Raw genomic sequence first — 22,359 nt, forward strand, 5'->3', positions numbered from 1 at the left:
AGTTAAGTATCCTGATAGGATGGTTTGAAATTTTGTATGATTATGTAGGCGCTTGTTTGGGTGTATTTTGACATAAATCAAATTGTTCAATGAATATGAATCTTTTAATCCTTAAATACTCCTTTAGTAGTATAAAAAACTAAACCGAAAAGTTTATTTTTGTGTGAAAATGTTAGTGTGGGCTTAACACAAAATATAACAAAGGAGGAGTTATATAGGATAATAGGAATCAATATCATGTAAGTTAATGGTTTTAAAGGAATATTATTGACAAAATATTTCTTTACTTTTAAAACCGTGATACAATCTTTAACATTCATATTTGATGAATTAATACCCAACCACTTTTTACCAAAATCAAGGAGTACTCAAAATGGGACAGTACAAGAAGCTTTGGTACTTGCTGTTTGCCGTACTGGCAGTATGCTTTACCATTCTTGGTTATATGGGTAGCGAGGTCTATAAAAAGGCTCCGCCATACCCTGAACAAGTCGTTTCTGCATCCGGCAAAGTCCTGATGACCAAAGACGATATTTTGGCAGGTCAATCTGCATGGCAAACTACCGGCGGTATGGAAGTTGGCTCTGTATTGGGTCACGGTGCATACCAAGCTCCGGACTGGACTGCTGACTGGCTGCACCGCGAGCTGGTTGCATGGTTGGATCTGACTGCGCAAGAAACTTACGGCAAAAAATTTGACGAAGTTTCTCCTGAGGAACAAGCTGTTCTGAAAACCCGTTTGGCTGACGAATACCGCAACCAAAGCCGTATTAAGGAAGACGGTTCTGTCGTTATCAGCGATACCCGCGTGAAAGCGATCGAAAGCATTCTGCCTTACTACCACGGTGTGTACAGCGACGATCCTAAGTTCCAAACCACTCGCGAACACTTTGCAATGAAAAACAACACATTGCCAAGCCAAGAAGCGCGTGAAAAACTGTTCAACTTCTTCTTCTGGACTTCTTGGTCTGCTTCGACCAACCGTCCTGACGAGAACTTCACTTACACCAACAACTGGCCGCACGAGCCTTTGATCAACAACGTACCGACTACTGAAAACTACATGTGGTCCTTCACCAGCGTGGTATTGTTGCTGATGGGTATCGGCTTGCTGATGTGGGGTTACTCTTTCTTGACCAAACACGAAGAGGTTGAAGTACCTACTGAGGATCCTATTTCCAAAGTACAACTGACTCCTTCTCAAAAAGCGTTGGGCAAATATGTATTCCTGACTGTTGCGCTGTTTGTCGTACAAGTACTGTTGGGTGGTTTGACTGCTCACTATACTGTCGAAGGTCAAGGCTTCTACGGTATTGATACCGCACTGGGCTTTGAAATGGCCGACTGGTTCCCATATGCGTTGACCCGTACTTGGCACATCCAATCCGCTATTTTCTGGATTGCAACCGGCTTCCTGACAGCAGGTCTGTTCTTGGCTCCGATTGTGAACGGCGGTAAAGATCCTAAATTCCAACGTGCCGGTGTGAACTTCCTGTACATCGCCCTGTTCATCGTAGTCGGCGGTTCTTATGCAGGTAACTTCTTTGCTTTGACTCACATCATTCCGCCTGAGCTGAACTTCTGGTTCGGTCACCAAGGTTACGAATACTTGGATCTGGGTCGCTTCTGGCAACTGTTGCTGATGGTCGGCTTGCTGTTGTGGCTGTTCCTGATGCTGCGTTGTACTGTCTCTGCCTTTAAAGAAAAAGGTACAGACAAAAACCTGTTGGCTATCTTCGTAGCTTCTATGGTCGGTGTGGGTGTGTTCTATGCTCCTGGCCTGTTTTACGGTGAAAAATCTCCAATCGCTGTGATGGAATACTGGCGTTGGTGGGTGGTTCACCTGTGGGTAGAAGGTTTCTTCGAAGTGTTCGCTACTGCCGCCTTCGCATTCATCTTCTACAACATGGGCTTTGTCCGCCGTAGTACTGCTACTGCTTCTACTTTGGCTGCTGCTGCCATCTTCATGTTGGGTGGTATTCCAGGTACATTGCACCACTTGTACTTCTCCGGCTCTACCTCTGCTTCTATGGCAATCGGTGCATGTTTCTCCGCTTTGGAAGTTGTACCTTTGGTTCTGCTGGGTCGTGAAGCTTACGAACACTGGTCTTACCAACATCTGTCCGACTGGGCGAAACGTCTGCGTTGGCCTCTGATGTGCTTCGTAGCAGTTGCCTTCTGGAACATGATCGGTGCCGGCGTATTCGGCTTCCTGATTAACCCGCCGATTTCCCTGTTCTACATCCAAGGTCTGAACACTACTGCAGTTCACGCTCACGCGGCTCTGTTTGGTGTGTATGGTTTCTTGGCTCTGGGCTTCGTATTGCTGGTTGCACGTTACCTGAAACCTAATGCTCAATTTGACGACAAACTGATGACTTGGGCATTCTGGCTGCTGAACGGCGGTCTGGTAGGTATGATTGCCATCAGCCTGTTGCCGGTTGGCGTGATTCAAGCTTATGCTTCTATCACTCACGGTCTGTGGTATGCCCGTAGCGAAGAATTCCTGCAAATGGAAATTCTGGATACCCTGCGTTGGGTTCGTACCGCTGCTGACTTGATCTTTATCGGTGGTGCTGTCTGCGTTGCTATCCAAGCTACCAAAATCGTATTCAGCCGCGATAAATAATCTTAAGCTGAATTAAATCGAAGGCCGTCTGAAAAGTTTTCAGACGGCCTTTCTGTTATAATTTCAATATTCTTAAATCGACAAGACAAAACATTATGTTTAACCAAGCTGCTCAAGAGCTGACCACTGTTCGCGATTTATTGCGTTTCGCCGTCAGCCGTTTTAACGATGCCGGACTGTTTTTCGGACACGGAAGCGATAATGCCCATGACGAGGCAGCCTATCTAATTTTGCACACTTTGAATCTGCCTTTGGATACATTGGAGCCTTATTTGGATGCCAAATTGTTGCAAAGTGAGAAGGAAGAGGTATTGTCCATTCTCGAACGCCGCGCAGTGGAGCATATTCCTGCCGCGTATCTGACGCATCAGGCATGGCAGGGTGAGTTTGATTTTTATGTCGATGAGCGTGTCATCGTGCCTCGTTCTTTTATTTATGAATTGCTTGGCGACGGTATCCGTCCTTGGATTGAACATGATGAGTTGGTGCATCGAGCTTTGGATTTGTGTACCGGTAGCGGCTGTTTGGCCATTCAAATGGCGCATCACTATCCCGATGCACAAATCGATGCCGTTGATTTGAGCTTAGATGCTTTGGAAGTAGCGGCCATCAATATCGAAGATTATGGCTTGGAAGACCGCATCAGCTTGGTGCATACCGATTTGTTTGAAGGTTTAGATGAAACCTACGACTTAATTGTTTCCAATCCGCCTTATGTTGATGCGGAATCTGTGGAAGCGTTGCCTGATGAATACCTACATGAGCCGGAATTGGCTTTGGGTAGCGGAGAAGATGGTTTGGATGCTACACGCCAAATCATTTTGCAGGCTGCGAAATACTTGAATCCGAAAGGTGTATTGCTGGTTGAAATCGGCCACAACCGCGAAGTATTGGAGGCGGCTTATCCGGAATTGCCGTTTACTTGGTTGGAAACCAGCGGTGGCGACGGGTTTGTATTCTTATTGACCCGTGAGCAATTGTTGGGTGAAGAATAGTTTATTGTGATGTAAATAAAATAGAGGCCGTCTGAAAAAAATTCAGACGGCCTCTATTTTGTAATGTCTTTAATGTTTTAAGAAAATACAAACGCCTATGATATGTCGGTTGTGAAATCCAAGCAGGGTTTGAAACTATGGCTTATAATATTTGTCATAGATTCAAATGCCGGTAGATTTTTATTACTGACTTTTTGTAGAACATATACTGCCAAACCCAATATTATGAATAATTGTTTAAAATCAGGCCTGTTGGCTGCTGTTTTATTCAGTACGCCCGTTGTCGCTTTTGCCCAGCAATATACCGTTTATTTCAATCAAAACGGTAAACTGACGGCAACCATGCCTTCGGTTGCTTATGTCCGCCAATACAAAATTGCGGCAGGCAAGGCGCAGGTTCAGGATTTTTACTATCCATCAATGAAAAAATATTCTGATCCGTACGAGATACCTGCTGGTCAGATTAAGGTTTTTGTGCCGGCTCTGGACAATGGCACACTGACCCTGTGGCATTTTAACGGGCAGAAAAAGATGGTTGGCAGCTATCGCAACGGCAAGCCGCACGGCGAGTGGATTAACTGGTATCCAAACGGCAAAAAATCTGCGGTCATGCCTTATCAAAACGGCTTGAGCGAGGGTATAGGCTCTCGTTATTACCGCAACGGCGTCAAAGAAAGCGAAATCCAATTCAAGCACGATAAGGCCAACGGTCATTGGAAACAATGGTATTCAGACGGCAGCCCGAAAACCGAAATGATGATGAGCAATGATAAACCGACAGAGATTATCAGTTGGGATGAAAATGGCCGCATTGTGTCTGAATTGAGTATTCGCAACGGCAAACGCAGCGGCATTATTTTGGATTGGTATGATGATGGTGCGAAGAAATCCGAGTTGGTGTATAAAGACGACCAGTTGGTGAAAAAAACCTTTTGGGATACAGACGGATACGTTCTCGAATAATTTTGACAATAAAAAAACCGCAGGCTGATCGGCTTGCGGTTTTTTGTGTGTTACATACAGCCTTTGTTTTGGCACAGGGTAAATAACGGCGCGCCGCTTTCGCGGATTTTTTTGCCGCCGTCCAAGTCGGTAAACTCCAAAATAGCAGCCGTTTCGATTACTTCGCCGCCCAGTTTGCGGATCAGCTCGACGCCCGCCAGCATTGTGCCGCCGGTCGCCACCAAATCATCTACCAACAAAACGCGTGCGCCCGGCTTGATGGCATCGGTATGGATTTCTACCGTTGCTTCGCCATATTCCAAAGCGTAACTTTGAGAAACCGTATCAAACGGCAGTTTGCCTTTTTTACGAATGGGAACGAAGCCGACATTCAGTTGATAGGCCAAAGCCGCACCGATGATGAAACCACGCGCGTCCAAGCCTGCCACAACGTCAACTTTTTGCCCCATATAGCGGTAAACCAGCAAATCGACCAGCAGGCGGAAATATTCTGCGCTTTGCAAAACGGGAGTAATGTCATGAAACAAAATCCCTTTTTGCGGCCAGTTTTCAATTTTACGGATTTTGTCCGCCAAAGCTTCTACGCCCATTACTTCAGGATGAATCAACATTTCGACATTCCGAAATCAAAAAGTTTTTAACACGCCATTGTAGCGGTCATATGCAAACTTGCCAAATTAATCGATACAATAGCCAAATTTTGCAACAGGCCGTCTGAAATTCCGAGAAACATTGTGTTGTGTTATAATTTACAGATACATACCATCGGCTGAATTACCATGCAAAATCACAAAAAAGGCAATATTTTCATCATTTCCGCCGCTTCGGGCACAGGCAAAACGACTTTGGTGTCGCGCCTGTTGAAAAATCATGACGATATCCGTGTTTCCGTTTCTCACACCACGCGCCAGCCGCGCGAAGGAGAGGTGCATGGCGTGCATTACCACTTTGTCCCCAAAGACGAATTTGAATCACTGATTGAGCAAAGGGCCTTTTTGGAACACGCCAATGTGTTCGGCAATTATTACGGCACCAGCATCGCCGGCGTAAATTCGTTGAGCGAAGAGGGCTATGATGTGATTTTGGAAATCGATGTGCAAGGTGCGGCGCAAGTGCGTAAATCGTTGCCTGAAGCCAGCAGCATTTTCATTTTGCCGCCTTCCTTTGAGGTATTGGCGCAACGTTTGATCGGCCGTGGTACGGATAGCGAAGAAGTCATTCAAACACGCCTGTCCAAAGCCCGTCACGAGATTGAACAATCTGTTTTGTTTGATTACGTCGTCGTGAATGACGATTTGGATCGTGCCGAAGCCGATTTGTTCCACATTATTAAAGCAGGCCGTCTGAAAAAATCTGCCCAGCAGGGATTTATCTCAAACCTGTTGGAAAATTCGTAAAAAACAGCGAAAATAACCGTTTATTTGAAACATAGAAAGAAAGCAAGCAAACATGGCCCGTATTACTACTGAAGACTGCACAGGTAAAATCCCTAACCATTTCGACCTCACACTCGTTGCCGCTCGTCGCGCACGCCAACTGGAAAACGGCAATACGCCTTTGGTTGACGACATCCGCAACAACAAACCAACCGTAACCGCCCTGCGCGAAATCGCAGCCGGACAAATCGGAACCGAGCTTCTGACTCGCAACAAATAAACCAACCGGCAAACCGATAAAACCGCCGTGCGGACTGTATCGGTGCAATATAACAACCGATACAGTCTGACGGCTTAAAAAATAGCCATAAAAGGCCGTCTGAAAATGCCAGCCCCACTGCCTACCGCTCCTTATGACCCGTTGACAGCAGAAGCGCGCGATCTTCTGTTTCGCACCGCATCCTATCTCAATGAGAATGAACAGGCCGAGCTTGAAAAAGCCATTGCCTACGCTTTTCATGCCCATGACGGACAAACCCGTAAGAGCGGTGAACCCTACATCACCCATCCCCTTGCCGTTGCCACGCAGCTTGCGATTTGGCACATGGATGTTCAAGGCCTTTGCGCAGGCGTTATGCACGATGTATTGGAAGATACGGGTGTAACCAAAGTCGAAATGGCGGCGGAATTCGGCGATACCATTGCCGAAATGGTAGACGGCCTCTCCAAACTGGAAAAACTCAAATTTGAAGATCATGCCGAGCATCAGGCGGAAAGTTTCCGCAAACTGATCCTCGCCATGACTAAAGACGTGCGCGTCATCGTCGTCAAACTGGCCGACCGATTGCACAATATGCGCACCCTTGGCTCTATGCGTCCGGACAAGCGCCGCCGCATCGCCAAAGAAACCCTCGAAATTTATGCTCAAATCGCCAACCGCATCGGTCTGAACAACGCGTATCAAGAGCTTCAAGACTTATCGTTCCAAAACCTTCACCCAAGCCGCTACGAAACCCTGAAAAAAGCCATGGACAACAGCCGCAAAAACCGTCGCGATGTTGTCGGCAAAGTGCTGCGTGCATTCAGTCAGCGTTTGGTCGGTGTCAATATTGAAGCTAAAATCAAAGGCCGTGAGAAAAACCTATACGGCATTCATCAAAAAATGCTGGCTAAAAAACTGCGTTTTGCCGAAGTAATGGATATTTACGGCTTTCGGGTCATCGTCAACAGCATTCCTGCCTGTTATGCCGCATTGGGTGCATTGCATAATTTATACCAACCCAAGCCTGGTCGTTTCAAAGACTATATCGCCATCCCGAAAAGCAACGGTTATCAAAGCCTGCACACGACCTTGGTCGGTCCTTACGGTTTGCCGATCGAAGTGCAAATCCGTACGCGTGAAATGGATGCCGTAGCCGAGGGCGGTATTGCCGGCCATTGGATTTACAAATCCGGAGAAAACACTCCGGATCAGGCCGTCCTCCATATGAACCGATGGTTGAAAAATATTCTTGACCTGCAAGCCAGCAGCTCAAATGCCATCGAGTTTCTGGAACATGTCAAAGTCGATTTGTTCCCCAACGAAGTCTATATCGTTACTCCGAAAGGCGATATTTTGACCTTGCCTAAGGGCGCAACGCCGATTGACTTTGCCTATGCCGTGCACACCAATATCGGTCATAAAACCGTTGCCGCGCGCATTAATAATATCATGATGCCGTTGCGTACCAAGCTGAAAACGGGCGATACGGTCGAAATCATTACTTCCGAACATGCCAAGCCCAATGTGGCATGGTTGAATTTTGCCGTTTCCAGTCGTGCGCGCAGCGCCATCCGCCAATACGTTAAAAATCTGAATCGTCACGATGCCGTTGTTTTGGGTGAGAACCTGCTGCAAAAAGCTTTATCCAGCCTGCTGCCTAAAGATGTTTTGCTTTCAGACGACCTTAAAGAAAAATACCTTGCCGATTTGAATACCAAACAAACTTCGTTTGAAGAAGTTCTCTACAAAGTCGGTATGGGGCATACTTTGCCGATTCACGTTGCCATGCACATTGCCGAGTTGGCTGGCCAACATTTCGGCAGTGAGGTCAAACTCAGCCCGATTAAAGTCAACGATCAAGAGACCGGCCGGATTCATTTTGCCGAGTGTTGCCATCCGATTCCCGGTGATCCGATTCGCGCCTTATTGGTCAAAGACAAGGGCATGATTATTCACCGTGATACCTGCCAAACTTTAGTCAAAGCCGATCCGGAAGAGCAGTTGGATGCCGGTTGGGACAGTATGCGTAATCAAACGTATCGCACCATCCTCAACGTCAAATCCGAAGATGCCCATGGCTTGCTGGCTTCAATGGCGCAAGCGATTTCCAACTCGGGTGCGGACATCGAATCTGTCGATACGCCGACCAAAGCCCAAGCAGGAACGGAAGGTTTTGTGGAATTTAAATTCATGATTAAAGTCAAGGACTTGGATCAGGTTAATCAGATTGTTCATGAGATGCATGCCAATCCGAATATCCGCAAAGTGATTCGAGGATAATCTCGTTATAAGCAAAGGCCGTCTGAAAGTGTTTTCAGACGGCCTTTTGAGTATGTACAAACAAACTTCTTTCAGTTTGTTTTGAAGAAAAATAATGCTTCAGGTTGGATTTAACTCAACCAAAATCGGAAAACCAAGAAGAAAACCAAGACCAAAACGCCGGCCCAAACCAGCAACATGAATCCGGCCACTGCCTGACCCAAGCGGTAAACAGGGTTTTTGCGTTCGTCTTCGAGTAGGGGGTTGGATGTATCGTGTGGTTTGTCGGACATGATGAAGCTCTGATTGGATTATTGAATGAAAGCGTAAGGGTACGCCGATAGCCGTAAAGATTCAAGTAGGAATGATTATTGATAGAAGTCTTCTTCTTCATTCCACGCGGTTTTTAAGGCCGTCTGAATGGTGTCTGCACCAAAGCCACGATACGCAAGGAAACGCGCTTGTTTTTGTTTTTCTTTCAAATCTTCAGCTTCTTGCTTGAATTTTTTACGCAAAACAGAAATGGCGGTTTGCAGCTCGTCCTCTCTGTCGGGCAGTAATTCTCGACAGTCATCCGCATCAATACCTTGTTGCGCCAAGGCTTGTTTGAGGCGGAGCGTGCCGTAACGGTTGCTTTTGCTGTGAATATAGGCTTCTGCGTAACGTTGGTCGGATTGCCAATTTCGTTCGGCGAATTCGTCCAAAACCTTTTCCAATTCTTCTTCGCTTTCAGCGTGCGGAGCCAGTTTGCGTTTCAAACCGACGCGGCTGACTTCTTGACGGGAAAGAATATCCAAGGCGCGGGCACGTAAGGTTTTAGGGGGTCTCATGGGATATGGCGGGGGGTGAGGTGACTACATTGAATTACATTTTCAGACGGCCTGATTGGGAAAATAGCCGAAAAGGCCGTCTGAAAATAAAGCCGAATTATTCTTCGTCTTTATTTTTTTGCGGTTGCAGATTTTCGTAGATTTCAGGCAGGGCGCGAATCAACAAATCAGGTTTGGTCGCTTTGTCTTGGGAGAGCAAGGTCATGTCGCCGTAGCCGAATGTTACGCCGACGCTGAAACAACCGGCTGCTTTGGCGGCAAGAATATCATTTCTAGAGTCGCCCACCATCAGCATATTGGCAACATCGATGCCCAAAACTTCGGCAGCATGTTGAAGCGGCAATGGGCTGGGTTTTTTCTCAGTCAGGCTGTCGCCGCCGAGAACCAGGCTGAAGTAGCCGTCGAGATTGAGCTGTTTCAGCAGCTCTACAGCCAGTACTTCGTTTTTATTGGTAATGACAACCAATGGAATACCCAAGGACTTGAGCAGGCCGAGACCGGCTTCGGTTTCAGGGTAAGGGTGGGTAAAGTCGCTCAGGTGTTCGCGATAATATTTCATAAAGAACACAAAACCTTTTTCCCAGATTTCAGGATCAGCTTCTTTTTCACGATCATGGGTGATGACGCGATGAACCAACTTGCCGATGCCGTCGCCGACATAACTTTCAACCGTTTGAGTGGGTAAAACAGGTAAACCCAAGTATTCGCACATGGCTTGGGCTGCGGTAGTCAAATCCGGAATGGAATCGCATAAAGTACCGTCCAAATCAAAAGCAACGGCTTGAACGTGTTCTAAAGTAGCAGCGGTCATTAAATAGCTTTCTGTCATATCATTTAAGGCGTTATTTTAGCATTATTTCCCCGATTTGCCGATGTTTTGCCGATTTTCCAATGGCTGCTTGTTTAAATTGTTAACAATTTTCGCAGGCGTAGGATTGGTTGTTTGTCGGGAAGGGCGGAAGTGATTTTGTCAACAAAAAGGGAGCTTGGGTAGGTATTGAAAAACAAAGAGTTTGTATCGTTTTTGGAAAGGGTTTGAGAAATATTGGGGCCGGGCCGTCTGAAAATTTTGAGTCAAGGCGTCCATATTTTCAGACGGCCTCAAACTAAATTCATATATAAATGAATGGATTTGCTTTTTATTGACTACATGCTATTACATTTTTTCCCGTTTTTGTATATAGTAACAAGTATGGCTCTCGTCTAATCATGTGTATGAAAAGGAAAAATACATGTCCGCATCTGCTGTTAAAGAAACACTGAATCCGTTTGAAATTGCACAAAAACAAGTAAAAATTGCCTGCGATCGCCTGAATGCCGACCCGGCAGTATTTGAAATCTTGAAAAAGCCGCAACGTGTTTTGGAAGTGAACTTCCCTGTCAAACTCGACAACGGTACAGTAGAAAATTTCACCGGTTACCGTTCCCAACACAATAACGCCGTCGGCCCTTACAAAGGCGGCGTGCGCTTCCATCCCAATGTGAATCTGGACGAAGTCAAAGCCCTGTCTATTTGGATGACCATCAAATGTTGCGTAGCCGGTATTCCTTACGGCGGCGGCAAAGGCGGCATCACTTTGGATCCGCGCAATTATTCCGAAGCAGAATTGGAACGCATTGCCCGCGCTTATTCCGAAGCCATTTCTCCGCTGATCGGCGAGAAAATCGACATTCCCGCCCCAGATGTGAACACCAACGGCAAAATCATGTCTTGGATGGTTGATGCCTATGAAAACGTGGTAAAACATTCCGCACCGGGCGTATTCACCGGTAAACCGGTTGAGTTCGGCGGCTCTTTGGCGCGTACCGAAGCCACCGGTTACGGCGTAAACTTCGCCGCCGTCCAAGCTTTGGAAAAACTGGGTAAAGACGTGAAAGGTGCCACTTACGCCATTCAAGGTTTCGGTAACGTGGGCTACCACACCGGTTACTATGCACACAAATCCGGTGCGAAAGTCGTTGCCGTATCTACTGTTGACGTTGCCATCTACAACGAAAACGGCTTGGATATGGAAGCGCTGTTCAAAGAATACCAAGAAAAAGGCTTCATCACCAACGAAGCCGGTTACGGCAAAGAAATCAGCAATGCCGAACTTCTGGCTTTGGATGTGGACGTACTCGCCCCTTGTGCATTGGAAAATCAATTGACTTCCGAAAATGCAGGCAAAGTCCGCGCGAAAATCGTGGTTGAAGGCGCAAACGGCCCGACTACTCCTGAAGCCGACGTTATCCTGCGTCAAAACGGCGTATTGGTTGTTCCTGACATTTTGGCAAACTGCGGCGGCGTGGTTGTATCTTATTTCGAATGGGTACAAAACCTGCAAGGCTACTACTGGGAGTTTGACGAAGTTCAAGAGAAAGAAACCGTGGTTCTGCGCCGTGCGTTCCGCGATATTTGGAACTTGGCTCAAGAATACGATGTTGACCTGCGTACCGCTTCTTACATGATGAGTATCCGTCGTGTTGAGAAAGCAATGAAACTGCGCGGTTGGTATTAATCGGTTGACCGATAGCTAAGACAAGGCCGTCTGAAACCTGTTTTCAGACGGCCTTGATGTTTTTAATAAGAGCCTTTACAAATTTTAATCCACCTTGATTCCATTTCAATCAAACTCAGCTATAATCCCCTTTTTTGACCTTTCCGGAAAAGACATAATCATGAACAAAACTTTCAAATTCAGCGCATTGGCTTTGTCTGCTCTGTTGGCGATGACTGCTTGCAACCAACAAAAAGACACTGCCGCCAAAGATGCCCCTGCTGCTTCCGCAGCTTCAAATGCGACTGCAGATGCTTCCGCCATCGGTTCTACTGCCCAACAAGCCAGCTACGCAATGGGTGTGGACATCGGCCGTTCATTGAAACAAATGAAAGACCAAGGCACAGAAATCGATTTGAAAGTCTTCACCGAAGCCATGGAAGCCATGTTTGAAGGCAAAGAAGTCAAAATGACTGAAGCCCAAGCTCAGGAAGTGATGATGAAATTCCTGCAAGAGCAACAAGAAAAAGCGGCTGCCAAACGTGCTGAAGATGCCAAAGCAAACTTGGAAAAAGGCGAAGCGTTCTTGAAAGAAAACGCGACTAAAGAAGGCGTGAAAACCAGCGCTTCCGGTCTGCAATACAAAATTACCAAAGAAGGCGAAGGTAAAAAACCGACTAAAGACGATATGGTTACCGTTGAATATGAAGGCCGTCTGATTGATGGTACCGTATTTGACAGCAGCAAAGCCAACGGCGGCCCAGTCAGCTTCCCTGTAAGTCAAGTGATTCCAGGTTGGACTGAAGGTATCCAACTCTTGAAAGAAGGCGGCGAAGCAACATTCTACATCCCAGCCAAATTGGCTTACCGCGAAGTGGGCGCCGGCGATAAAATCGGCCCGAACGCCACTTTGGTATTCGACGTAAAACTGGTTAAAGTCGGCGCACCTGACGCTGCCGCACAACAACCAGTACAAGTTGACGTACAAAAAGTTCAATAATCCGAATCAAGGCTTACGCCCTTAAACAACGGATAAAAGGCCGTCTGAAAAAATTCCGTTTCAGACGGCCTTTGTTCCAAACCAACAAGGAATTATGATGAAAAATATCGTCATCCTTATTTCCGGACGCGGCAGCAATATGCAGGCGATTGTGAATGCCGATATTCCCAATGCCAACATTGCAGCCGTATTGAGCAACAACGAGACCGCAGCCGGATTGGCATGGGCGGCAGAGCGCGGTATAGCCACCGACAGTTTGAACCATAAAAACTTCGACTCGCGTCTGGCATTTGATCAGGCCATGATGGAAAAAATCGATGCCTATCAACCCGATTTGGTTGTATTGGCGGGCTTTATGCGCATTTTGACTCCGGAATTCTGCGCCCATTATGAAAACCGCCTGATCAATATCCATCCGTCCATCCTGCCTTCTTTCACCGGTTTGCATACCCACGAACGCGCATTGGAAGCAGGTTGCCGAGTGGCAGGCTGCACCATCCATTTCGTAACCCCTGAGCTGGATTGCGGCCCGATTATTTCGCAAGGCATTGTGCCTATTTTGGACGGTGATACTGCCGACGACGTTGCCGCACGCGTGCTGACGGTTGAACACCGGCTTTTCCCGCAAGCCGTTGCCGATTTTGTTGCAGGCCGTCTGAAAATCGAAGGCAACCGCGTTTTGAATGCACAACGCAATGCCGCCGGTCAAAGCCTGCTGGCTTGATTGAAACACCATACACACAAGGAAAACATTATGAATCCGATTAAAACAACCCTGCTGACACTTTCCCTGCTCACAGCCTCCGTCGGCGCGCAAGCCGCTGAATTGCCGCAATCTGCCGTTTTGCAATACTCAGGCAGCTACGGTATTCCTGCGACCATGACCTTCACACGCAGCGGCAACCAATACAAAATCGTCTCTACCATCAAAGTGCCGCTTTACAATATCCGCTTTGAATCCGGCGGCAGCATTAACGGCACAACCTTGAATCCGTCTTACTACAAAGATGTACGCGGCGGCAAAGTGTATGCCGAGGCCAAATTCTCCGGCGGCAACATCACTTACGGCAAAGCAGGTGATTTGAAAACCGAAAAATCCGGCCCGGCCATGGACTTGTTCACTTTGGCATGGCAACTGGCCGCCAATGACGTGCGCCTGCCGTCAGGTTTGAAAATTACCAACGGTAAAAAACTGTACACTGTCGGCAGCATGAACAAAATCGGCAACGAAAGCTATAAACTGAACGGCGGTACAACGCCTGTGAGCAAATATCGCGTCCGCCGCGGCGACGATACCGTTACTTACTCGTTTGCTTCCGATATCGACAATATCCCGGCACAAATCAGCTATACCGATGACGGCAAAACCTACAACCTGAAACTGACTTCCGTCAAAATCAACGGTAAAGTAGTGAAACCGTAATCTTTATTTGCTCAAACAAGAAGGCCGTCTGAAAAGTTTTCAGACGGCCTTTTATCTTTACAGCAACACAATATCGTATTGTTCCTGCGTGTAGGCGGTTTCGACTGCCAGCGAAATCGGTTTGCCGATAAAGTCTATCAACATTGCCAGCGATTGAGATTCTTCGTCTAAGAACAAGTCGATGACATTTGGAGCGGCCAAAATGCGGAAGGCCTGGACATCGTAGCGGCGCGCTTCGCGGACGATTTCGCGTTGGATTTCGTAGCACACGGTTTGCGGTGTTTTCAGACGGCCTCGGCCTTGGCAGGAAGGGCAGGGTTCGCAGAGGATTTGGCTTAAGTTTTCACGCGAGCGTTTGCGGGTCAGTTCGACAAGGCCCAGGCTGGTAAAGCCGTTGAGGGTGACGCGGGTGCGGTCGAAACTCAGGGCTTTGGCAAGCTCTTGCAGGACGGCTTCGCGGTGGACTTCCTGTGCCATATCGATGAAGTCGATGATGATGATGCCGCCGAGATTACGCAGGCGAAGTTCGCGGGCGATGGTGTGGCAGGCTTCGAGGTTGGTGCGGAAGATGGTTTCATCAAAATTACGCGCGCCGACAAAGCCGCCGGTGTTGACATCGATGGTGGTCATGGCTTCGGTGGACTCGATGATGAGGTAGCTGCCGAAGTTGAGGTTGACGCGCGGTTGCAGGGCGCGGGCGATTTCCTGCTCGATGTTGTGGGTTTCAAATAGGGGGCGTTCGCCTTTGAATAGCTCGATTCTGCCCAATGCGCCTTGAACGTATTGTTCGGCAAACTGGGTCATGCGGCGGTGGTTTTCGGTGGAATCGACCAGGATTTTGTGCGTATCGAGGCTGAACATATCGCGCAAAACGCGCAGGCTCAAAGGCAAATCTTGATAGAGCAAGGTTTCGGGCGGCTGGATTTTTGCCTGTTTTTGAATGTGTTCCCACACTTTGGTCAGATAGTTGATGTCTGATTGCAGCTGGGCATCGGAAGCGTTTTCAGCGTTGGTACGGATGATGTAGCCGTGGCAGGCGTTTTCGGGCAGCAGGTTGTTGAGGCGCTCCCTCAGGCTGCTGCGTTCGGCATCGTCCTCAATGCGTTGGGAAATGCCGATGTGGTCTTCTTGCGGAAGATGGACGAGGAAACGGCCGGCCAGTGAGATTTGGGTGGAAAGCCGCGCGCCTTTGGTATTGATGGGGTCTTTGATGACCTGAACCAAGACGGACTGGCCTTCAAAGAGCATGTGTTCGATGCGTTGGGTTTCGTCCGGATTGCGGCGTTGTTCGAGGACGTCGACGATGTGCAAAAACGCGGCGCGTTCCAAGCCGATATCGATGAACGCGCTTTGCATGCCGGGGAGGACGCGTTTGACGACGCCCAAATAAATATTGCCGACCAAACTGTGGCCGCTGTTGCGCTCGATGTGCAGCTCGCAGATATTGTTCTCTTCCAAAACGGCCACACGCGTTTCTTGCGGCGTGATGTTGACGAGGACGGTTTCGGGCGGACGCACGGCGTCCTTGGGGATGGGGATTCCTGAAAGCATGGGGATACCTGATTTTGAATAGAAAAACTTTTGCGAAGTGTTCTTCTTCAAAAAAACAAATGGCAAAAGTCATTCATCGAAAGCGCTTATCATACTTTAATTATGGGTTTTCCGCATCTGCACAAATGTTTATGCCAAGAGGCCGTCTGAATGTTTTTTACAACCGTACGGCGGGAACACTTGTAAAATAACGCTTATGCCCATATAGTCATGAACATTGGTATTTTGGAAGAAATCATGCAAACCGTTACTGTTTATACTGGTCCGTATTGTCCGTACTGCACCATGGCGAAAAGGCTGTTGCAGGCGGTAGGCGTGAAAGAAATCAACGAAATCCGCATCGACGGCAATCCGGAAGTTTTTGCCGAAATGCAGCAGCTTTCCGGCCAGCGCAGCGTGCCGCAGATTTTTATCGGCGACACCCATGTCGGTGGCTTTACCGATTTGTACCGCTTGCAGCAGGAAGGCAAGTTGGACGAATTACTGAATCCTTAACCCTTAACTTAGGAAAATAAAATGAGCGAAGAATTGCAACCCGTATTCAGCGTTGAGCGTCTGTATGTAAAAGACTTGTCTTTGGAAGTGCCTCACGCACCACAAATCTTCTTGGAACAAGGCGAGCCTGAAGTGGATATGCGCGTTTCTACCGGCAACACCAAACTGGAAGACGGTTTCTACAGCGTTGACGTTACCGTTACCGTGACTGCCAAACTGAATGAAGAGCGTACCATGTTCTTGAACGAAGTTACCCAAAGCGGCATCTTCCGTCTGGAAAACATTCCTGAAGAAGACGTACAACTGCTGCTGGGCGTTGCTTGTCCGAACATCCTGTTCCCTTACGCACGCGAAGCCATTTCCAACAGCGTAACCCGCGCCGGCTTCCCACCTGTACTGCTTGCTCCGATCAACTTCGAAGCAATCTACCAACAACAACAGGAAGCTAACGCTTAATCGCGTTATATCTAAATTAAGGCCGTCTGAAACATTGCGTTCAGACGGCCTTTTTTATTTGAAAATTAGGACATAAGAAAAATCTATAATAAAAAGTTCATATATTAATGTAATAAGTATATAATGATACCGTTTATCATTACGATAATATTTTAATTTAATGGGTTTATATACCATTTAAAATCAACATATTGAAATTTATCCAGCAAGTAGATTCTATTAATTAAGGAAATAGTTGTGAAACCTGATTTTCAAATGAAAACAATTTGTTTGTTATTAGTGCTGCCTTGCCAAACTGTTTTTGCAGATACGGGACATCAAGAAGTGGAACATGTAGATATGGATACGGTCAAGGTCAGCGGCAAACGGCAGGCACAAAGGAATACCGAGCGCAGTCAGTCTTATACAATCGGAACGATGGCAACGGCGACTGGCTTGCGTATTTCAGGCAAGGATACGCCGCAGTCGGTGAGCGTAATGACGCGTCGGCAGCTAGATGATAAAGCAATATATTCTTTAGAAGAGGCAATGAAAAACACTACGGGAATCAACGTGGTTCGCGATTCGGGTCTACAAACTCGTTTTTTGTCTCGTGGTTTCTATGTTGATCAGATTGGTGAAGACGGTATTACCACTAATGTGTCTGGACGTTCGGGCTATACGGCAAAAATTGATGTCTCTCCGAGCACAGACCTTGCTGTTTATGATCACATTGAGGTTGTCAGAGGTGCAACCGGTCTTACTCAATCCAATTCCGAACCAGGTGGAACCATTAATTTAATCCGTAAGCGGCCAACAGCTTTGTTTAAGCATACCGGTGAAATCAGCACTGACCATAGGGGCAGCAAGCGTTTGGCTTTGGATGTATCTGGAAGCTTGAATAATGAACATACGGTACGCGGTAGGCTGGTTGGTGTTCATGAGGACCACCGTTCTTTTAAAGAGGGTGTATGGAACAAGAAAGACATGGTTTATGGCGTGATCGATACGGATTTGAGTGATAACAGTATGCTGACATTGGGCGGCACTTATCAGAAAAATAAAGACATTCCCGATTTTGCCGGCGTGATTTTACCTTGTGAGGATCAAAAAACTGCGGCCTTCAGCTCCAGTCCTGCCTGTAACAATCCTTTGAAATTGCCACGTAAAACTTATTTGGGTGAAACCTCATGGTCACGCCTGAATGCTGATAAATACAATATTTTTTCCGGTTTCAAACATGTCTTTGACAATGGATGGCAACTTAATGCCGAAATTTCTTATACGCGTAACGATTCAGATGCCAAAGTCGGACAATTTTTTCTGAAAAACGAACACGCGGCAGGTATTTCAGCATCTGAGGCAACGGGTTTCTTAACCGAAAAGGGAGAGGTTATTCCTTTTGAGCCTAAAGACAAGGCATTGGCAAAATTAAAAGAATATCGTGATGGCGTCACTAAAACATATGAAGAGAAAAAAGCAGATTACGTTGCCCATCATTTCGATGCATCTGCTTTTGAACAATATCGCTCCCAAAGGGCGGCAGCACGTCGGGCAGGTTTTGATCAATGTATGCAGGACATTGGTTTGGATTTCCTGTGCAACGACTGGCAGGATCCGGGTGTAGAAGTAGATAAAAAAGAGTTTGTTGATAAGGAGCTTGCAAAGCAAGGCATTGTTAACAATGCAGAAGGCCTGTTTCCCAACCGTCTATACGACTCAGCATACAATCTTCGCCGCACATACAACCGCCGTTACAACTTCATGCCGTTGCACTATACCAAACACGATGTGCAATGGGGCTTTAAGCTGGATCTGACAGGTAACTACCGCCTGCTTGGACGTGAACATGATTTCTTTGTCGGCTATGCGTATAACAATGAAAAAATCCGTTCTGCTTATACGGAAATCTATCAAAACCGTTATTTTGTCCGTCCTCAAGGTTATGCAGGTGCAGGCAGTTGCGGTATTCATCCCGATGGACCGGAGCGTAATCCTTTAGAAAAAGGTATTGCCGAACCAGATTGGCATATTTATAACGAAAAAGGTAATAACAAAATCTATGTGCCGGAATGCAGTGGCGCGCATATTACCAAATATACTCCCCGTTTGGATGCGGAGGGCAAGCCTGTCTGGACAGTCAACGACAATGGTGAACGCGTAATGGTGCAAGATCCTGTTTACGAATTGGATGCAAATGGAAACAAAATACAGGAGCGGGATGAAGAGGGAAATTTGAAATGGGCAAACCAATATCTGAAAATACCGCTGTGGAAAACTGTTCAGGTTGCAGATGATCATGTTCCGGCGTTATACAATTATTCGAAATACCTTAACACGAATAAAACACATTCTTTGACTGTCAGCACCCGCTTTAATGCAACCAACCGTCTGCATCTCTTGGGCGGTATGCACTATACGCGCTATGAAACCACACAAACCAAAGAAATGCCTGTACGCTACGGCCAGCCTGCTACGGCATTTCAAACTGAGAGTAGTAACAAAATCGACAAAGAACACTACACCTCAAAAATGCAAAGTCATCGGTTCACGCCATATGCAGGCATTACCTACGACCTGACACCGCAACAAAGCTTGTATGCCAGCTATACTAAGATTTTTAAACAACAGGATAACGTTGATGTAACCAGCAAATCCGTTCTTCCACCACTCATCGGGACTAACTATGAAATAGGTTGGAAAGGGTCGTTCCTGCAAGGCCGTCTGAATGCTTCGCTTGCCTTGTTTGTTTTACAGCAGAAAAACCGTACCGTTGTCGATTTTGGATTTGTTCCTGATACTAGTAGTAACGGAGGTTCATTCCAAACCATCGCCAAACCTGTGGGTAAGGTTAAGAGTAGCGGCGCAGAACTTGAATTGGCTGGCGAATTGTCGGAAAACTGGCGTATTTTTGTTGGCTACACATATAACAAAAGCAAGTATAAAAATGCTGCAGAAGTCAATGCGGAGCGGTTGGAGAAAAATACGACTGCCGACCCGTATAACTTCAGTAACTTCACGCCGGTACATATGTTCCGCCTCGGTACAAGCTACCGCTTGCCTCAAACTAAATTGACCTTGGGCGGCGGAATATCCGCGCAAAGTCGCACAAGTAGCCTTTACAATATTCGCCAAGGAGGCTACGGACTTATAGATGGCTTTGTTCAATATGACTTTCACAAACACGGCAGAATCAGCCTGATCGGAACTAACTTGGCTGACAGGACGTATTTTGAAAATAACTACAACCGTACGCGAGGTCAAAACAATTTCTATGGCGAACCGCGGACAGTCAAACTGAAATTGGATTGGCATTTCTAGAGAGAATGGATAATGATTGGGTATGTAAACATTATTGGCTAAATTCCTGATAAAAGTATGGGTTGAATATCCTTCTTTTTTGAAAGCTGTTTCCTAACAATGGCTGAAGTTGATTCGATAGCCGGCGTATTTTCAAATATTAATTTGTTTCAAGTATTCAGCTTTGAAGGCCGTCTGAAACATTGCGTTCAGACGGCCTTTTTGTTTTCGGATAAAATACAGCAAACTTTCAATCAGCTGCCTTTTAAGATGACGCCCGAAACCCAAAAACAGCTCAAAATCACCGATGTTTCCGCTAAGAAGCTAGAGAAACTCAACCTCCATACCGCATGGGATTTGGTGTTGCACCTGCCGCTGCGTTACGAGGACGAGACGCACATCATGCCGATTAAGGACGCGCCGATCGGTGTGCCGTGTCAGGTTGAGGGCGAGGTCATCCATCAGGAAGTCACGTTCAAACCGCGCAAGCAGTTGATTGTCCAAATCGCCGACGGTTCCGGCAGCGTCCTTTTTTTGCGCTTCATTCACTTTTACGCCAGCAACCAGAAACAGATGGCGGTCGGCAAGCGCATCCGCGCCGTGGGTGAAATCAAACACGGGTTTCACGGCGACGAGATGATTCACCCTAAAATCCGCGATGCCGAGAGCAGCGGTTTGGCGGAAAGCCTCACGCCGATTTATCCGACCGTAAACGGCTTGAACCAGCCCACTTTGCGCCGTATTATTCAGACGGCCTTGGACGTTACGCCGCTGCACGACACCTTGCCTGATGCTTTATTAGGCCGTCTGAAACTGCCACACCTCGCTGAAAGCCTGCGCCTTTTGCACTCTCCGCCGCCGAGTTTCACTATTCATCAACTTTCAGATGGCACGCTGCCTGCATGGCAACGGCTCAAATTTGACGAACTTTTGGCACAACAGCTTTCCATGCGCTTGGCGCGACAGAAGCGTGTCAGCGGCACGGCGACGTCATTGGGCGGCGACGGCACATTGACTCAAGCCTTGCGTCATGCTTTGCCGTTTGCCCTGACCGATGCACAAGAAAAAGTTGTTTCCGAAATCCTCCACGATATGGCGCAAACCCACCCCATGCACCGCCTGCTGCAAGGCGATGTCGGCAGCGGCAAAACCATTGTTGCTGCTTTGTCCGCGCTGACCGCCATTGAATCCGGCGCGCAGGTGGCTGTAATGGCACCAACCGAAATCCTTGCTGAACAGCATTTTATCAAGTTTAAACAATGGCTTGAGCCTTTAGGTCTTGAAGTCGTCTGGCTTTCCGGCAGTCAGCGCAAAAAAGCCAAAGACGAAGCCAAAGCCAAACTTGCCGACGGCACCGTCAAAATCGCCGTCGGCACGCACGCCCTGTTTTCAGACGACGTCGAGTTTCAAAATCTGGGCTTGGTGATTGTGGACGAACAACACCGCTTCGGCGTCGCCCAACGCCTCGCCCTCAAAAACAAAGGACGCGACGTCCACCAGCTGATGATGTCCGCCACCCCCATCCCGCGCACGCTCGCCATGAGTTTCTTCGCCGACTTGGACGTGTCCGTCATCGACGAATTGCCGCCCGGACGCACCCCGATTAAAACCCGCCTCGTCAACAATGTCCGCCGCGCCGAAGTCGAAGGCTTCGTCCTCAACATCTGCCGCAAAGGGCAGCAGGCATACTGGGTCTGCCCGCTGATTGAAGAAAGCGAAACCCTGCAACTGCAAACCGCCACTGAAACCCTAGCCCAGCTTCAGGCGGCATTGCCCGAACTCAACATCGGCTTGGTACACGGGCGCATGAAAGCCGCCGAAAAAGCCGAAGTCATGGCTCAGTTTGCCGTAGGTCGTCTGAATGTATTGGTCGCCACCACCGTCATCGAAGTCGGCGTAGATGTACCCAACGCCGCCCTGATGGTGATCGAACACGCCGAGCGCATGGGCTTGGCGCAGCTGCACCAATTACGCGGACGGGTAGGACGCGGCGCGGCAGAAAGCGTGTGCGTCCTCCTATTTGCCGAACCCTTGAGCGAACTCGCCAAAGCGCGGTTGAAAGTCATTTACGAACACACCGACGGCTTTGAAATCGCCCGCCAAGACCTCAACATCCGCGGCCCCGGCGAATTTCTCGGCGCGCGCCAAAGCGGCGTCCCCATGCTGCGCTTCGCCAATCTCGAAGAAGACCTGCACCTCTTGGAACAGGCGCGCGAAATCGCCCCCTTGCTGATTGAACAAAACCCCGAAATCGTCGAAGCACATTTGGCAAGATGGCTTTCCAGCAGGGAAGGTTATTTGGGCGTATAAAGTTTGTATGAAAAGAAAAAGGCCGTCTGAAAACAGACGGCCTTTGGTTTGGCT

At 47.7% G+C, this 22,359-nt stretch carries 19 protein-coding genes; 14 read left to right on the plus strand and 5 right to left on the minus strand.

The genetic code is table 11. The annotated features are described in order from the left end of the window. Positions 1 to 373 precede the first annotated feature (373 nt). The 3 genes from FOC66_RS01115 (at position 374) to FOC66_RS01125 (ending at position 4,587) form a co-directional block, all read left to right on the plus strand. A complete protein-coding gene (locus FOC66_RS01115) occupies positions 374 to 2,629 on the plus strand; it encodes a nitric-oxide reductase large subunit (RefSeq protein ID WP_003745817.1) in 2,256 nt (751 codons plus the stop codon). 95 nt (positions 2,630 to 2,724) lie between these two features. Beyond that, entirely contained in the window at positions 2,725 to 3,624 is a 900-nt protein-coding gene (prmB, locus tag FOC66_RS01120; protein ID WP_003745819.1) for a 50S ribosomal protein L3 N(5)-glutamine methyltransferase, read from the plus strand. Between the two features lie 225 nt (positions 3,625 to 3,849). After that, positions 3,850 to 4,587 carry a toxin-antitoxin system YwqK family antitoxin gene (locus FOC66_RS01125; RefSeq protein WP_003745821.1) on the plus strand — a complete coding sequence of 246 codons (738 nt, stop codon included), beginning with the start codon at positions 3,850 to 3,852 and terminating at the stop codon, positions 4,585 to 4,587. 50 nt (positions 4,588 to 4,637) lie between these two features. Here the strand turns inward: FOC66_RS01125 and FOC66_RS01130 are convergent, their stop codons facing one another. Next, positions 4,638 to 5,198 carry an adenine phosphoribosyltransferase gene (locus FOC66_RS01130; protein WP_003745823.1) on the minus strand — a complete coding sequence of 187 codons (561 nt, stop codon included), beginning with the start codon at positions 5,196 to 5,198 and terminating at the stop codon, positions 4,638 to 4,640. 168 nt (positions 5,199 to 5,366) lie between these two features. On the opposite strand from FOC66_RS01130, the gene gmk reads away from it, so the two are divergent. The 3 genes from gmk to FOC66_RS01145 all read left to right on the plus strand — a co-directional run bounded on the left by gmk (position 5,367) and on the right by FOC66_RS01145 (position 8,505). Further along, positions 5,367 to 5,984 (plus strand): guanylate kinase, encoded by a 618-nt coding sequence (gene gmk / locus FOC66_RS01135; RefSeq protein ID WP_003745825.1) that lies wholly within the window; start codon positions 5,367 to 5,369, stop codon positions 5,982 to 5,984. A gap of 52 nt (positions 5,985 to 6,036) precedes the next feature. Continuing rightward, positions 6,037 to 6,243, plus strand: coding sequence for a DNA-directed RNA polymerase subunit omega (rpoZ, locus tag FOC66_RS01140; RefSeq protein WP_003682294.1), 207 nt, complete (start codon positions 6,037 to 6,039; stop codon positions 6,241 to 6,243). Positions 6,244 to 6,348: 105 nt separating this feature from the next. Beyond that, complete coding sequence (locus FOC66_RS01145) at positions 6,349 to 8,505, plus strand: RelA/SpoT family protein (protein WP_003745827.1); 2,157 nt, start codon at positions 6,349 to 6,351, stop codon at positions 8,503 to 8,505. Positions 8,506 to 8,615: 110 nt separating this feature from the next. Here the strand turns inward: FOC66_RS01145 and FOC66_RS01150 are convergent, their stop codons facing one another. The 3 genes from FOC66_RS01150 to FOC66_RS01160 all read right to left on the minus strand — a co-directional run bounded on the left by FOC66_RS01150 (position 8,616) and on the right by FOC66_RS01160 (position 10,125). After that, positions 8,616 to 8,777, minus strand: a complete 162-nt coding sequence (locus tag FOC66_RS01150) for a hypothetical protein (protein WP_003745829.1) — start codon at positions 8,775 to 8,777, stop codon at positions 8,616 to 8,618. 75 nt (positions 8,778 to 8,852) lie between these two features. After that, positions 8,853 to 9,314: a recombination regulator RecX gene (recX, locus tag FOC66_RS01155; RefSeq protein ID WP_003745830.1), complete on the minus strand. Its 462-nt coding sequence runs from the start codon at positions 9,312 to 9,314 to the stop codon at positions 8,853 to 8,855. 97 nt (positions 9,315 to 9,411) lie between these two features. Further along, positions 9,412 to 10,125, minus strand: a complete 714-nt coding sequence (locus FOC66_RS01160; RefSeq protein WP_003745832.1) for a phosphoglycolate phosphatase — start codon at positions 10,123 to 10,125, stop codon at positions 9,412 to 9,414. A gap of 421 nt (positions 10,126 to 10,546) precedes the next feature. On the opposite strand from FOC66_RS01160, the gene FOC66_RS01165 reads away from it, so the two are divergent. The 4 genes from FOC66_RS01165 to FOC66_RS01180 all read left to right on the plus strand — a co-directional run bounded on the left by FOC66_RS01165 (position 10,547) and on the right by FOC66_RS01180 (position 14,214). After that, positions 10,547 to 11,812, plus strand: coding sequence for a Glu/Leu/Phe/Val family dehydrogenase (locus tag FOC66_RS01165; RefSeq protein ID WP_003745834.1), 1,266 nt, complete (start codon positions 10,547 to 10,549; stop codon positions 11,810 to 11,812). 160 nt (positions 11,813 to 11,972) lie between these two features. Then, on the plus strand, positions 11,973 to 12,791 hold the full coding sequence (locus FOC66_RS01170) for an FKBP-type peptidyl-prolyl cis-trans isomerase (RefSeq protein WP_003745836.1): 819 nt from the start codon (positions 11,973 to 11,975) through the stop codon (positions 12,789 to 12,791). 97 nt (positions 12,792 to 12,888) lie between these two features. Continuing rightward, positions 12,889 to 13,515 (plus strand): phosphoribosylglycinamide formyltransferase, encoded by a 627-nt coding sequence (gene purN / locus FOC66_RS01175; protein WP_003745839.1) that lies wholly within the window; start codon positions 12,889 to 12,891, stop codon positions 13,513 to 13,515. 30 nt (positions 13,516 to 13,545) lie between these two features. After that, positions 13,546 to 14,214, plus strand: coding sequence for a DUF3108 domain-containing protein (locus FOC66_RS01180; protein WP_036493544.1), 669 nt, complete (start codon positions 13,546 to 13,548; stop codon positions 14,212 to 14,214). Between the two features lie 57 nt (positions 14,215 to 14,271). On the opposite strand, the gene FOC66_RS01185 is transcribed toward FOC66_RS01180, so the two are convergent. After that, complete coding sequence (locus tag FOC66_RS01185; protein WP_003745843.1) at positions 14,272 to 15,765, minus strand: Rne/Rng family ribonuclease; 1,494 nt, start codon at positions 15,763 to 15,765, stop codon at positions 14,272 to 14,274. Positions 15,766 to 16,002: 237 nt separating this feature from the next. Between FOC66_RS01185 and grxC the strand changes: the two genes are divergently transcribed. The 4 genes from grxC to recG all read left to right on the plus strand — a co-directional run bounded on the left by grxC (position 16,003) and on the right by recG (position 22,305). Next, positions 16,003 to 16,260, plus strand: a complete 258-nt coding sequence (gene grxC / locus FOC66_RS01190; protein ID WP_003684090.1) for a glutaredoxin 3 — start codon at positions 16,003 to 16,005, stop codon at positions 16,258 to 16,260. Positions 16,261 to 16,281: 21 nt separating this feature from the next. After that, positions 16,282 to 16,716, plus strand: coding sequence for a protein-export chaperone SecB (gene secB / locus FOC66_RS01195; protein ID WP_003745844.1), 435 nt, complete (start codon positions 16,282 to 16,284; stop codon positions 16,714 to 16,716). Positions 16,717 to 16,971: 255 nt separating this feature from the next. Next, positions 16,972 to 20,016: a TonB-dependent siderophore receptor gene (locus tag FOC66_RS01200; protein WP_036493548.1), complete on the plus strand. Its 3,045-nt coding sequence runs from the start codon at positions 16,972 to 16,974 to the stop codon at positions 20,014 to 20,016. A 249-nt stretch (positions 20,017 to 20,265) separates the two neighbouring features. Beyond that, entirely contained in the window at positions 20,266 to 22,305 is a 2,040-nt protein-coding gene (gene recG, locus FOC66_RS01205; protein WP_036493777.1) for an ATP-dependent DNA helicase RecG, read from the plus strand. Positions 22,306 to 22,359: the final 54 nt, after the last annotated feature.

The organism is Neisseria mucosa (genome assembly GCF_013267835.1).
Lineage (GTDB): Bacteria > Pseudomonadota > Gammaproteobacteria > Burkholderiales > Neisseriaceae > Neisseria.

What these genes read in the sequence shown, in the direction of transcription:
- FOC66_RS01115 (WP_003745817.1), top strand. Translation starts at nt 374, where the DNA reads ATGGGACAGTACAAGAAGCTTTGGTACTTGCTGTTTGCCGTACTGGCA.
- prmB (WP_003745819.1), top strand. Translation starts at nt 2,725, where the DNA reads ATGTTTAACCAAGCTGCTCAAGAGCTGACCACTGTTCGCGATTTATTG.
- FOC66_RS01125 (WP_003745821.1), top strand. Translation starts at nt 3,850, where the DNA reads ATGAATAATTGTTTAAAATCAGGCCTGTTGGCTGCTGTTTTATTCAGT.
- FOC66_RS01130 (WP_003745823.1), bottom strand. Translation starts at nt 5,198, where the DNA reads ATGTTGATTCATCCTGAAGTAATGGGCGTAGAAGCTTTGGCGGACAAA.
- gmk (WP_003745825.1), top strand. Translation starts at nt 5,367, where the DNA reads ATGCAAAATCACAAAAAAGGCAATATTTTCATCATTTCCGCCGCTTCG.
- rpoZ (WP_003682294.1), top strand. Translation starts at nt 6,037, where the DNA reads ATGGCCCGTATTACTACTGAAGACTGCACAGGTAAAATCCCTAACCAT.
- FOC66_RS01145 (WP_003745827.1), top strand. Translation starts at nt 6,349, where the DNA reads ATGCCAGCCCCACTGCCTACCGCTCCTTATGACCCGTTGACAGCAGAA.
- FOC66_RS01150 (WP_003745829.1), bottom strand. Translation starts at nt 8,777, where the DNA reads ATGTCCGACAAACCACACGATACATCCAACCCCCTACTCGAAGACGAA.
- recX (WP_003745830.1), bottom strand. Translation starts at nt 9,314, where the DNA reads ATGAGACCCCCTAAAACCTTACGTGCCCGCGCCTTGGATATTCTTTCC.
- FOC66_RS01160 (WP_003745832.1), bottom strand. Translation starts at nt 10,125, where the DNA reads ATGACCGCTGCTACTTTAGAACACGTTCAAGCCGTTGCTTTTGATTTG.
- FOC66_RS01165 (WP_003745834.1), top strand. Translation starts at nt 10,547, where the DNA reads ATGTCCGCATCTGCTGTTAAAGAAACACTGAATCCGTTTGAAATTGCA.
- FOC66_RS01170 (WP_003745836.1), top strand. Translation starts at nt 11,973, where the DNA reads ATGAACAAAACTTTCAAATTCAGCGCATTGGCTTTGTCTGCTCTGTTG.
- purN (WP_003745839.1), top strand. Translation starts at nt 12,889, where the DNA reads ATGAAAAATATCGTCATCCTTATTTCCGGACGCGGCAGCAATATGCAG.
- FOC66_RS01180 (WP_036493544.1), top strand. Translation starts at nt 13,546, where the DNA reads ATGAATCCGATTAAAACAACCCTGCTGACACTTTCCCTGCTCACAGCC.
- FOC66_RS01185 (WP_003745843.1), bottom strand. Translation starts at nt 15,765, where the DNA reads ATGCTTTCAGGAATCCCCATCCCCAAGGACGCCGTGCGTCCGCCCGAA.
- grxC (WP_003684090.1), top strand. Translation starts at nt 16,003, where the DNA reads ATGCAAACCGTTACTGTTTATACTGGTCCGTATTGTCCGTACTGCACC.
- secB (WP_003745844.1), top strand. Translation starts at nt 16,282, where the DNA reads ATGAGCGAAGAATTGCAACCCGTATTCAGCGTTGAGCGTCTGTATGTA.
- FOC66_RS01200 (WP_036493548.1), top strand. Translation starts at nt 16,972, where the DNA reads ATGAAAACAATTTGTTTGTTATTAGTGCTGCCTTGCCAAACTGTTTTT.
- recG (WP_036493777.1), top strand. Translation starts at nt 20,266, where the DNA reads ATGACGCCCGAAACCCAAAAACAGCTCAAAATCACCGATGTTTCCGCT.